At 51.0% G+C, this 12,623-nt stretch carries 10 protein-coding genes and 3 tRNA genes; 12 read left to right on the forward strand and 1 reads right to left on the reverse strand.

Features of this window, described 5'->3' with window-relative positions; genetic code table 11:
• The first annotated feature begins 112 nt into the window (after window positions 1–112).
• The 7 genes from DW195_RS02050 to DW195_RS02070 all read left to right on the forward strand — a co-directional run bounded on the left by DW195_RS02050 (window position 113) and on the right by DW195_RS02070 (window position 8,966).
• On the forward strand, window positions 113–718 hold the full coding sequence (locus DW195_RS02050; RefSeq protein WP_158567879.1) for a hypothetical protein: 606 nt from the start codon (window positions 113–115) through the stop codon (window positions 716–718).
• Window positions 719–917: 199 nt separating this feature from the next.
• Window positions 918–2,036 carry a hypothetical protein gene (locus tag DW195_RS02055; protein WP_118205671.1) on the forward strand — a complete coding sequence of 373 codons (1,119 nt, stop codon included), beginning with the start codon at window positions 918–920 and terminating at the stop codon, window positions 2,034–2,036.
• A 557-nt stretch (window positions 2,037–2,593) separates the two neighbouring features.
• Window positions 2,594–3,097 carry a hypothetical protein gene (locus DW195_RS10315; protein ID WP_147356474.1) on the forward strand — a complete coding sequence of 168 codons (504 nt, stop codon included), beginning with the start codon at window positions 2,594–2,596 and terminating at the stop codon, window positions 3,095–3,097.
• Window position 3,098: 1 nt separating this feature from the next.
• Entirely contained in the window at window positions 3,099–3,875 is a 777-nt protein-coding gene (locus DW195_RS02060) for a DUF1828 domain-containing protein (protein WP_118205672.1), read from the forward strand.
• Between the two features lie 309 nt (window positions 3,876–4,184).
• Window positions 4,185–4,310 (forward strand): hypothetical protein, encoded by a 126-nt coding sequence (locus DW195_RS10645; RefSeq protein ID WP_255413535.1) that lies wholly within the window; start codon window positions 4,185–4,187, stop codon window positions 4,308–4,310.
• Between the two features lie 1,191 nt (window positions 4,311–5,501).
• Entirely contained in the window at window positions 5,502–7,127 is a 1,626-nt protein-coding gene (locus DW195_RS02065; RefSeq protein WP_158567880.1) for a reverse transcriptase domain-containing protein, read from the forward strand.
• A 1,194-nt stretch (window positions 7,128–8,321) separates the two neighbouring features.
• Complete coding sequence (locus DW195_RS02070; RefSeq protein ID WP_158567881.1) at window positions 8,322–8,966, forward strand: helix-turn-helix domain-containing protein; 645 nt, start codon at window positions 8,322–8,324, stop codon at window positions 8,964–8,966.
• A gap of 76 nt (window positions 8,967–9,042) precedes the next feature.
• On the opposite strand, the gene DW195_RS02075 is transcribed toward DW195_RS02070, so the two are convergent.
• Window positions 9,043–9,693, reverse strand: coding sequence for a hypothetical protein (locus DW195_RS02075; RefSeq protein WP_118205675.1), 651 nt, complete (start codon window positions 9,691–9,693; stop codon window positions 9,043–9,045).
• A gap of 287 nt (window positions 9,694–9,980) precedes the next feature.
• Here DW195_RS02075 and DW195_RS02080 point away from each other — a divergent pair.
• The 5 genes from DW195_RS02080 (at window position 9,981) to DW195_RS02100 (ending at window position 12,141) form a co-directional block, all read left to right on the forward strand.
• A tRNA-Val gene (locus DW195_RS02080) sits at window positions 9,981–10,055 on the forward strand.
• Window positions 10,056–10,496: 441 nt separating this feature from the next.
• A complete protein-coding gene (locus tag DW195_RS02085) occupies window positions 10,497–11,138 on the forward strand; it encodes a hypothetical protein (RefSeq protein WP_118205676.1) in 642 nt (213 codons plus the stop codon).
• Complete coding sequence (locus DW195_RS02090) at window positions 11,135–11,653, forward strand: hypothetical protein (protein ID WP_118205677.1); 519 nt, start codon at window positions 11,135–11,137, stop codon at window positions 11,651–11,653. The genes DW195_RS02085 and DW195_RS02090 overlap by 4 nt, the downstream gene beginning before the upstream one ends.
• 139 nt (window positions 11,654–11,792) lie before the next feature.
• Window positions 11,793–11,865, forward strand: a tRNA-Ala gene (locus DW195_RS02095).
• Window positions 11,866–12,065: 200 nt separating this feature from the next.
• Window positions 12,066–12,141 (forward strand) — tRNA-Ile (locus tag DW195_RS02100).
• Window positions 12,142–12,623 lie beyond the last annotated feature (482 nt).

Below are 12,623 nucleotides of genomic sequence, written 5' to 3' on the forward strand. Positions count from 1 at the left end.
ATGTTATTGGAAAGATGACTTAAGGTCATACGCAAAAGAGTTAAGTGACTTTTCCACATGCACTACTCTGGAAGACGAGTACCGTGATTATCGACTGGAAAAGGCTCTTCTATTGTCCGCCTTTACCGTTCGCTTGCTCTTGGATGCAAATAAGTTAAGCGACCGTATTGGCTCGCTTAACTTAAAAGTCGACTTTTATCCTGCAAAGATAGAAGCTCAGAAAAATGTTTCACCCTTGGATAAACGCTTTATCGACGAACGATACTTCGACTTAGCTAGCCCCACGTCCTCGTCCATTTCTTTACGACGGCTCACGAACCAGCTCATTCATTCCGCTGTTGTTGTGGCGTTTTCATACGATAATGCAAATCGTGCGCTTGGCTTTTTTGTTGTATCCGATAACGACTATGAAAAGCGATTGTGCTATTGCAGCCTGAAGGAGTGGTCAAGCGTGGTAGAAGCCGTAGCGGATGATGACGTTATTTATGCTCTGATACATAAGGATCCGAAGACGGGGAAATGCATAACCGTAAAGCTCGCCGCAAGCGATTTAATAGATATAGATGCCACTCTGAGCCGTCTTAAATCCAAAGGTCTCAGCCCGGATATCCTTGATGCCATTCGCAAAAACCTAACGCGCATGGCTACGGAGGAATCTGCTCGTCCTGACAGCGCTGCCGATCTAAACGATATGACTCCAGAAAGCCTCGATGCGTGAGGCGGCTCAACTTGCAATCTGACTCAGCATCATTCGACCCCTCCTTTCACCGACTGGCAAAACGATTTACACCTAATTTTGGGAATCGATCGCAGGGTTTAACCTTGCCCGTAGTCCGATCTCGCTAAACTAATAACTGCTGCTACCAGGGCATTTTCTGGTGCATATTCTATTGGCTCCTGCGAAGATCGGAGCTGTTATGTTTACTGTCGCGTTCCACACTAGCCGTCACTACATCCTGTTTACCGCCATGGCCTGCCTATGCGTTTTGCTGGGCGGGCCTTCTTATGCCGCGGGTGCGGAGAGCCTCATCATTGCGGGCGCGACGTACTACGAGCCGGGCGTCTCAGGCCCCGGTTGGGCTTGGACCGATGCCGACCACCTGGAGCTCAGCGGCTTTTCTGGCGAGGCCATCGGCGCCGATGGCGACCTGGTGGTGACCCTGACCGGGCAAAATTCCGTAAAGGAGATGCAAACGTCCATCGTGGACATTTCGCAGTGCGGTCTGGAGGTGTGGGGCAACCTGACGCTCCGCGGCACCGGGTCGCTGACGGCCACGGGATCGCAGTGCGGGATTCACGCGTTTCAGGCATTGGTGGTGGACGGCTGCACCGTCAATGCCCAGGCCGACGGTGCCGGCCTTGAGGACGAGGTCGTGGCCGGCCTGGTCGCGGGGCGTCTTGTCGTTCGCGGCGGCGGGCGCGTTGTTGCCGCGGGCGCGGGCTCCGGAGCGGGCGTGCGCGCTTACGGCGCGTACCTACTAGACGAGGATCCCGGCGATGGCGTGCCCTTCGGGACGCTTGCCGTCGATGCCTCGTGGCTAGATGCGACCGGCGCCGATGGCGGTGTTGGCTGCCTGGCCGGATCGCTTACGTCCGCGCGCTTTGTGGCGCCCGCCGGTGGGGCCTTTGGGGCCAGAGGCGTGTTGGATGCCGGCGGGGCTGTGGCCACGCATGTGGTGATCGAGCCCGAGGGTGCTGCTGGCCCGGCAGGGGAGACCGACGCGCGCGATGTGCCGAGTGATGGCCGCGAGCCTGCCTCCAGCGCCGATCCTGCTGCGGGAGAGTCTGATTCGGGAACGGTAGCGCGCCCAGAGGTGAAGCCTGCGGCTGCGACAACAACGACCACTACGGTGACTAAGACTTCGGTTACCAAGACCGCTAAGCCTAAGGCCGCTAAGCCTAAGGCCGCTAAGCCTAAGGCCGCTTCCACGACAACCGCCTCGCTCCCCAAGACCGGCGACAACTGCTTGATCGTCGCCTCCGCGGCCCTTTTTCTACTTGGGACAGTGCTCCTCGTCACCGTACGCCGCTGCTGAAACACTAATTTTTCGGAAGTGCGGGGAAAAGCAGAACCTGTCGACCGTAACCCGCTATTTATCAACAAAACCACAGGTCGCGAAAGCGTAAAACCGTGGGCTGGTCGGCAGATCTAGGTTTTATCCCGCACTTCCGGAATTGTCTCCATTAGAGGCCAACCAACAGTCGGCGATTGTATCTCATGCAGTCAGTTAGTTAAAATTGGCCATGATTGCGCTTGCCGACATATCATTCACCATCTCACGCGTGCTACCTCGCTACGATATTCGCGAGGCTCATGATGATATAGTTTCGACCAAAGCATCGTTTGGCTTGGGATGGATTTAGTTCAGTTCCCGAATGAGGGCAGGCTCTTGGGACCGAGAAATATTTACTCCTGGGTTCAAGCCTTGCAACTGCCGGCGCATCGATACCTTTTGTTATGCCAAAGTGATACACACATAACGAAGAAAGCCCCTGCAGGAAACGCTTCCGCTACATTTTCGAATATCTGTCCCAGCGAGCATCTATCATAGGATGAGATTACTGGGCAATAGCCATAAGGATTGGAACTGTTGTGACTATCTTCAGCTGGAACGACTTGAATCCAACTGCTCGCGAATACATCTTGATGGCCAAAGATGTGCGTGATATGCAATATCGCAAACAATGGCCTACGCCTGGAGGTAAAACGCTAATCGAACTCGTTGCTAACGAGAATAAAGCCCTTAAGTTTTATCTTGATCTTACAGAGAATAAAAGAAGTTCATCCTTAATTCTTGGACTTTCCGCTGACAGAAAAAGCACCATGCAGACACGCGTATCAGATCGTCCATTAATTCGTCTTGATTATAGTGATAATCCCGAGGTCCTTCGTCACAGAAATCCAGACGGATCGCTGATCCTTGGTACTCATGTCCATTTTGATATAGACGGATACGGCGCCAAATGGGCTTGTGGCATTCCAGGTCAAAATATTTCGAAACCTCTGAACGACGATTTTGCATCACTCTTTTGGTCATTTCAGGAAACTTGTAATATTACAGACAAGCTTAAAGTAGAGCTATCTCTGGGGGTGTGAGATGAATGTAGATCAGGCTCGAGGCTTTATCTGCGCATACGCCAAGTTCGTAGAGGCAAATATGGTCCCGGTCCAGCAAGGTAATGGCGTCTGCATCTCCACCCCCATGCTCAATCGAAACAACGATTGCATGCGGGTTTATCTGGGTGATGACCCAGCAGGCGGCTATGTCATTTCTGATCTTGGTGAAACCATCAATGATCTTGAATTGTCTGGATTCTCCATGAAAGGACAGCGAATCGATAAGCTCAATTCGATTCTTTCTGGCTTTTCGGTAAAGGAAGAAAAAGGCGAACTGTGTATAACGGCTTCCGGATCTGACCTTCCTATGAAGATGAATATGCTTCTTCAGGCTATGGCCTCTGTTGATGATATGTTTTTGTTATCTCAAAGCAGTGTGAGAAACCTCTTCACTGAAGATGTCGGCAATTGGCTGCTTGATAATGAAATCCCTTATGTTCCTGGCCCGTCTTTCCAGGGCCGATCCGGACTTTCGTTTAAATTTGACTATGCAATTGGTAAAAACAAGAGAAGACCCATGCGCCTTATTAAAACGGTAAATAATCCTGGTAAGCAAGGCATTCAAAATGCATTATTTGGATGGGCAGACATTAAGTCGGCACGCAACGATTGCGAAGGAGTCGTTTTTCTCAACTCCACCAACACTAAAGATGGCGTTGTCTCACCCGAGTCTATCGAAGCTTGCAAAAACTACGGACTTACTCCAATCATTTGGGGCGTCGATCAAGACTCCTATGTTCCCATGCTCGCTGCATAGGCGGTTTGATTTTGAAATGCTCATGCACGCTGATGATTGGCATTTAGGCACGCCTTTCTGCTCTTTCCATTCGTCTGTATGCTTTACTCAGTTTTTTGTCGTAAGGCGCGACCAATGAAATCAAAAGAAAGACTACCGTGAAGATCTTGGTCGCAGAGCACGACCAATGCAATTTAAATAATGCTCGCGAAGATGACGCCTTCAACTGCTTAGGTTGAAGGCGTATCGATTTACAAGTGACATCGACTTAACCTGCGCAGCTGAGGTTAATTCGCGTTTTTCCTGCCGGAAGCATACTACGTGCCGGGCGTGTCGGGCCCCGGATGGGCCTGGACCGATGCCGACCACCTGGTGTTTCACGGCTACACAGGTGAGGTCATCGGCGCAGATGGCGACATGGTGCTGACGTTTACCGGGCAAAACTCCGTGAAATAGTCGCATGCGACCGATGCGGTCATCTTGCTATGCGACATGGAAGTGTGGGGCAACCAAGTACTTCACGGTACCGGGGCCCTGACGGCAACGAGCCCCCAGTGCATGATAACGTTTCGCAGGCGTTCGCGTTGGACGTTGCACCGTCGATGCCTCGTGGCTGGATACGACCGGTGCCGATGGCAGCGTTGCGTGCACGGGCGGCTCGCTTGTGTCTGCGCGGTTTGTGGCGCCTTCCGGCGGGGTCTTTGGTGCTGAGGTGGGTGGATGCTGCCGGGGCCGTGGCCGCGCATGTGGTGATTGGGCCCGTTGTGGCCACGCCACCGGCTGTGTGGAGACCGATGGATGCGACGCGTGGGTGGCAGGGCGGGCTAGCCTGCTGGCGGTGCCGGTCATGTTGCAGGGCAACCCGGTGCTGGGTAGTCGACGGACCTCGTAGCGAAGCCCACGACCGCAGCGCCCAAGACAATCACAACGACCAGCCCCACGGTGGCCACGTCGTCCATGCCCAAGACTGCCACCGGGACCACTTCAGCTCTTCTCAAAACCAGCGACAACAACTGGATTACTGCTACCTTTACACTGCTTTTCTGGGAATAGTGTTTCTAGGTGCAGCATATTATTGCTGAAACACTTTTCTGAATTTTCTCGCTTAGGCACCAACAAGACCGTGTAATGGTACCGCCAAAATTGCGCTTAGTCCCCGGTGAATTATTTTACCTGCGATCCGCCCCACGGAGCCGCCGTATGTCGACCTTGCATATGTCGACCTTGACCGCGTTGAGCGCGATCCCGCCCATGATTGCATACGTATTGATTCCGCCGCCGGGTCTTGAGTTCCACTCCCTCTTTTTTAACTATCTGTAAAAGACCGATGAAGAGATGCCTCACCTCGGCTTCATTAGCTCAAAAAGCATTTACCGTCTAATAGTTGCGAATGATGTTCAATTATCAATGCTGAAGGCACCTTCGGTCTTAGGGGTCATTCCTGTATTCAGGGTTCCTGATTTGACACAGTTGCCTAATTTTGAATTTGCATCAAATGGATGACTGGTAAAATACCCTTCATAGCCGGTTCGAATTAGCGTTTGCGCATCGCAATCGGATATGTGTTGTTTGCACATTATATTCTGCTACGTGTCTATCAAGTACGACTCTACGGAGGAACCGGCTATCAACTTTAAGGAAAATCTGATGCTCTACGAGCTGCAGTCGAAGACCGATCTGGCATTGTTTCTTGGCCTGTCTATAGAAAAGCTTGATTTCTTTGTCAATCCATCCTCCATGTATGACCTATACAGAAATAAAGTGATTCCAAAAAGAAATGGCGGCTATCGAGAGCTATTAATCCCAAGATCTGATTTAAAAAAGGTTCAACGAATTATCGCTAAAGAGCTAGAAAAAAGCTACAACCCTTTGCCTTGTGTGCACGGTTTTGTAAAGGGTCGGTCAATACAAACAAATGCTGAGACCCATATTGGCTCACAAGTAATTGCTGGCGTTGATATTAAGGATTTCTTCCCTTCAATCTCATCTAAACGGGTATATGGCCTTCTTGTTTCGAAGAAGTTAGGTCTCACCCCTGAAGTCGCATTCTGCATTTCTAGACTTGTCGCCACACCAAAAGGGCTCCCTCAGGGAGCTCCCTCATCCCCTTTAATTTCGAACATGATTTGCCTTGGCATGGACAAACAGCTTATGCATCTATCGCATGAGTATCATTATCAATACACGCGATATGCCGATGACCTAACGTTCTCTTTTAAAAGCTCTTTCTATTTCTATCGACACTTTTGCTCAGAGGAAAAGCTCAGGTTGCCCAACAAAGTACGAAACGCGATCACTGACTTCCATGGAACCGAGTCATTTGAGATCAACGAAGATAAATCGTTTTACAGTTGCAGTTTCTCAAGACAACTAGTCACGGGCGTTGTCTGTAACCAAAAGACAAATATAAAGCGCGAGCAATATCGGCGACTCCGCTCAACGCTCCACCGACTAAGCATTAGCGACATTGAAGGCGCGATGGGCTGCTATTACGGTAAATCCATCGCTAAACTCACCGACGCAGAGAGAGGGATGTTTCAAGAAGCTCTTCGAGGAAGTCTAAATTTTTATAAGTCTCTTATTAAGAATCCCTGGACATCGGGGCCGCTCCTGCGTTTAGGCAGCCTCTACAATAAAACGAAACCAGAAGATACGCCTGTTTTCCCAGTCGCACTTCAGCAAGACTCGCTTTTGTATCTAGAAGGAGAGGATGACAAAGAAACCCCGTTTGAGGGTTTAGGGTTTTACCTAATCGGCTACGGCCTTGTGACGGCGTGGCACGTGATATGCGATGCCGTTTCTCATGACATGGAAAGAAGGGAAATAAAAGTATCCAGCTCAGATAAGACCCCGCTTGCTAAATTTAAATTTAGCAAATCGATCGTTCAAGACAACAAGCGCGATGCTGTAATACTACGAGAAGTTCCACAAGAAATCTTAAGGAAGATCCCCAAGCTTCCAGCAGCCATGGATTTGCCCGTAAAGGGGGATAAGATCTCCGCTTATCAACAGCATTTTTCTGAATCTAGATTCAGCCTTGAATTGCACAGTGGGGATTTGCTCAGGGTCGGAGATCCAAGCGAAGAGGGCACACTTTGTTATACGAATTGCTCATTTCAGCATGGAATGAGTGGTGGGCCAGTGTTTAATAACTTGGGTCAGGTCATTGGCATAGTACATACTGCAACTGAGCAGGGAAAACTTGGTTCTTTCCTTCCTTTAAGAGATTGTATCCGCTCATCCGATGTTTATGGAGAGTGGCAGCTCTTCTAACTAGATTGTCATACATTCTGGCCCAAAACGCTCATCGCATCAGGCTTGAAACAAGGTGTCTGCTGCTTCTACTTAAACGGTGACAATCGGAAAAGTCATAAGGGGGTGCTGAGCTACATGCTGGAAAATGGGCCAGTCAGAAAGACATAGAGCGGCGGACTGTATAACATTTCGTTCTAGCACGACTCTGAGACCTATGCGGGAAAGCATGAGGGGGCGGCTTCTCCGGAAAGATAAAGCTCGCTGTTTTCGTCTGCCTTGAGACGGGGGCTTTTTTATTTAAGGCAGCGTGCGGAGCGATGGGCTCTACTCATGTTCATAGATCAGGCAACCATACTTGGGAGTTACGTTCAACTTGATTATGGCATTCAGTTTGCCTACTCAGAGATACGAGAAGACGGAGCCGTTCGCGTAGCTGTCGAACGCCCGGTTGAATTTGGTGTTTACCACGTTGAACCATCTGCCTGTGGTTAGAAGGTTTAACGTCGAAGGATTTACTACTGATGACCTCAATTTCTTGACAGAATTTGTTAGATAAAATGCCCCGTTTATCTTTGAGCTCGCCGAACGGCAAAAGTCGGACCAAAGCCTTCGGCGATGATTTCCTGACGTTCTATTGTTAAATGCCTAGTAAGGTGATTCCCAAAATTACTGTCGACACCACTCACCCATGCCGACGACATCGTCTGAATTGTCACGCTGTTGGCGCATCCCTCGTTAATAGCATCGCTTCTTAGACCACAACTGGCTGTCGAAACTCCCGTTTTCCGAAATTCGGGGAAAATAGGGGCCGCTGAGCACAACCCGTTTTTTGGCAACAATACCGTCGGTCGCAGAAGCGTAAATCCGGGGTCTAGTCGGCAGATCTCGGTTTTCCCGCACTTCCGTATACGACCCCTCGATTAAGGTTATATTAACGCGCGGCGATTATTTCCCATGCAATCAGCGGTAAAATCTCGCAATGGTTACGCTCGCCGATATAGCCTCTGCATTCTCTAGCGTGGACCACACCTGCAACGTCGCCGACCTGATCGACGCAGCTCTAAGAACAGAAGAATTATGAGAGGATTCAAACACCGAAAAGCCTGCAGCATCAAAAGTGTCAGACCGGCTAGATCTGTATCGTAGATATCGTTCGAGAGGGGATGACCGAAAATGACCCACGCCCACAGTGAGATATATCTCGAGGATGCCATGAGAACGCTGGGCGAGGCAGTCGATTTCGCCCTCTGCGACCAAGGACTGAGTCCTGTTGAGCTAACGACAATCCTATTGAATTCTCTCGAGATGAGGCAATTTGAGCGTGGTGTGGCGCGCGTTGTCTGCGGCATGTCGGGTGACGAACTCGCGCGCGAAATAATTGCCAGTGCAGGACTGAAACCCGTAGAATGCAGGGGGAGCTATCCGCTTGATCGCTCCCCGCAATACTGGGCGGGCTGGGTTTTGGCTTATTCACAATGGGCGAGCAGCCTGAACTTTAACGAGCTCTTTGAAGTGGCACCACTCGATTGGATTATCGGCTCGTACCATCCGCTTCACGAGGCCTCCGAAGATAAGTTCGCCCAGATAGTCATTGATAAATGGAACAAAGCCCAGGCAGGCAAAAAGGGCCTCAAAGCGGCACGAAAGGCAGCCGGCCTAACACAAAAGCAGCTCGCCGCCCAATCGGGGGTTAAACTTCGCGCTATACAGCTCTACGAACAGAATCAGCTGGATTTACGCCGCGCCTCGGTCTCCTCGGTATTTGCCCTCGCAAAAACGCTAAGCTGCGCTATCGAAGACCTCGTCTGGCAACCGATCGCTTTGGAGTACGATTCTTCCCCTGACTGCCGCTCGTAGCCAAACCGAATTAACGAACGCCGGTTGGCTTCAAAAGCAGGGTTGGCGAGGTGCGCTCCTCGCCAACCCTTTATTGCTACGATCTTCTGCACCAGTTCTTCAGGACTTTATTGCTAATAACCCCGATGCCTGGATTCTTTGCCGCATCGTACTTGACATCGCGTTTCCTTAGTTCCGCTGCGTATTCACTATTGGAATTAAGAATGACGTCCTTGTATTTCGCCCACGACACAAAGTAATGCCAACGTGGGTCGACTCTCTTGCCGTCGTCCTCCTGATCATCGGCCTTCTTAGCGATTTCACTCCGCCATGGCTCTGCTACATATGGAGCAAATGGTTTCACGCTAACGGTAAACGGCCCGTCGCTCATTGGTAACGTAATGTCAAAGTAGTTATCTTTTACGTCCTTAACGGTATCGGGATCAATACCCAGCTCTCCGATAAGAGCCATATAGAAGGCGTAGCAATCGGACCCGTCGTCATTGATGCTGCTGCCTTTTTCGATGTAGTCAATAAAACACTCGGCGAGATCGTAGGTAGGATTGCCCTCTATACGTTCTATCTCCTCAGCCAGATCATCTAGCAAATCTTCAAATACTTCGTTTCCGTATGCATGCTTCCAAAGGTCAAGATCGAGAAGAGGTTTGACCTTCTTCATTTCCTCTTTGCGACTATCAAAATAGCGTTTGCGACCATTCTTGCTAGCTGTTTTCTGATTAGAACTCATGGTTACGTCCCTTCTCGATAAAACCCTGCAGCTGCAGCAGGGCAAGACCTAAGGTCGTCCAAATTTATTAAACATCAAATTGTCGCACAGTGTGCGGACAACAACGCACGACTTATCTGTCGCCCCGAGACTTCGTTGATCAAGTGATAAATGGTGATTTAGCTGCGAGTTTGCATGTTTGTTTGGTTGCGTTCGCAGGGCTTGGCCCACGAATTTAAAATCGGGAACAAAAAGTTCTTGGTAAACCACGCGCGGCTATGATAGTATCTCTTTTGCCGAAAGGCGACGGGCGATTGGCTCAGGGGTAGAGCATATCCTTCACACGGATGGGGTCACAAGTTCGAATCTTGTATCGCCCACCATCAAAAGTGTAGGTCAGAGGTGTTAAGCCTCTGGCCTTTTTCTTTATGACAACATGGGTGACACCAAAAGTGACACCAAATTTTTGATTTTTATTAAAGTGGATTCCCGTTTTTTTGATCGTAAACCCTTCATAGTTCCTACATATTGAATAAAATTTCCTTTCGCTGGCTAACTTTAAGTGACGTCATTGAGCATTTTGAAAATAGTTCGCGCGCTCTTTCAATGAATTCTTTGCATGATTCATACGCAAATGTGGAGACAGGGACCACACGCCCAGAGCGTCTTCCAGCGGATTTCTATCACACGACGATTTTTCGGCGGATCTCGTCAAGCATTTGGTCAGCATTTGGTTTGCTTCCAGTGCTTACCCGCATGATGTACAGCTAGATAATCGGGCCCGTAAGCTACATGGCATACTCCCAAAGCTAGGGGAGGTCCACATGGACGAGATCGTCTGCGCAAATACCGCATTCCGTTACTGGCGCTGCCCGCCTCAGGTGCGCGACCTCTACCCGCGCTTGCCCAATTCCGAAGACGGCTGGCGAGCTCTATCCCAAGCCCCTTTCGTAACCGACGTCCTCAAGACTCCGATTATTTCCACGACGGAGCCCGGTGGCGTTAACTACCATTCGGGATTACAGACAACAATCCATTGTGGAGACGCTTCTGGGGTGGACAGTACTCTGAAAACAGCGATGGGCTTTAGGGTAACCAATCCGCTTGCAACGTTGTTTACCATGGCGCGCTTTGTGTCTCAAACCGATCTCGTCCTTGTCATGTACGAGTTCTGTGGGTGGTTTTCTGTCTTTGAGCCCACCGCCGCAGCCGAAGTAGAACTGAGCAAGGCCGATGACGCCGCTCAAGATTCCTCGACCGAATCTCTCTTTGAACTAGATGAGAGCCAAGACGAGGCGCAATGGAGACGCGTTTATGCGCGCGTAAAAGTTAAAGAGCAGGTAAATGCAAAGGGAACAAACGTCCAAAAGAAGACGAAAGAGGTCACGAAGCTCAAAGGCACATCGCTCTGGATGAGAAAGCCGCTTATCGAACTGCACGAACTTCATGAGTACGCCAGGAGATGAAAAGCCGTAAGTGGGGTGCTAAGTTCTATAACGCTGCGCGGATGGTTACGGGTATAGCGGCCTCCCCGCTAGAAGTAGCGGGAATTCTACTGCTGTCGCTTCCTCGCTCCCGCGGCGGTGCCGGCTTTCGGAATGTCTTCGTCAACGATTTTACGCCGCTTACTGCATCGGCCCAGAGCATTGCGGGGCAAAAAGTCTGCTACGGGGATATCGTGATCGTGAATCCGAACATAATGAAAGCTGGCATATTGGAGATTCAGGGAGAGGTTATCCATGGTTCAGGCGCCGTGCTGGACCACGATGCCAAACGCATGACGGCGCTACAAAGTATGGGGTATGACGTCTTTTTGGTTACCCACGACATGCTTAATGATGCTGCACAGCTTGATGCGATCGTGCGAAGCCTTTGTTCACGCTTGAGTTTGCGCTATAGGTGCAAAACAAAGGTTCAAAGGTCAGCGGAAACGGAGCTACGGGCCAACGTCCTGTGCAATTGGCTGGAAATCGGTCGCTAGACAGCCGTTTTTCCGCTTTATGGCGCTTTGGGTTGGCTGTCCGCGACGCCGCGGGACTCCGGCGCCCGCGCCCCCGGAAAGTTTTTCCAAAATTGTCCTTGCATCGCCGTCCGAGTTCCCGTATAGTACTTCTTCGCACGGGGGCGTAGCTCAGCTGGGAGAGCGCTTGACTGGCAGTCAAGAGGTCAGGGGTTCGATCCCCCTCGTCTCCACCCGAGCATTGAATGAGGCTCCAACGCAAGTTGGGGCCTTTTTTCATATAGGCACACAAGGTCAAAGGCGGCACCATGATCCTCCTGGTCGACAAGATCGTGCGTTGAACGGGTGCCGCGTGCATGGTAGTATTTCAGATCGTGGTGCAACGCATCTCTACATGGAAATCCTCCATTACCTTTGCAACCACTAATCACAAGGGCTCTTGGCGCAACGGTTAGCGCAGGGGACTCATAATCCCTGGGTTCTGGGTTCGAATCCCGGAGGGCCCACCAGATTTTTCAACAGGTCAGGCAATTTGTTTGGCCTGTTTTCTTTATTCTGGCAACATTTTCCTGCAAGTAGCCTGTTTGCCCACTTCCGAATGCCTGGGATCGGCTTCCCGCGATGTCTCCGCCACTAAACCGGCCCATCTACTACGTTTGGCCCCGACCCTTCGACCATACCCGGTGTTTAGCGAAAACCGCAGGCCGTCTACCTGCGGTTTTATTTTTGCCCAAGACTGCATGGTCGGGCAGTGCCGGCCGAACGTAGTAGATGGGCCGGTTTCGTGGCGGGAGGTCCCCGGGGGCGACCGAACTGGAGCCGGAAAGGCGTGCGGCGCCGCCGGCGCCCGCCCGCGGGGCGCGCCCCGCGGGCGGAAAGGGCATCGCGGGGCTTCGCGGCCCGTTCCCGCGTCCGTATCCGCGGCCGCGGCGGCGAAAGTTTTTCCAAAATTGTCCTTGCATCGCCGTCCGAGTTCCCGTATAGTACTTCT

Origin of the sequence: Collinsella sp. AM17-1, assembly GCF_003470665.1 — a bacterium.
Classification (GTDB): Bacteria; Actinomycetota; Coriobacteriia; order Coriobacteriales; family Coriobacteriaceae; genus Collinsella.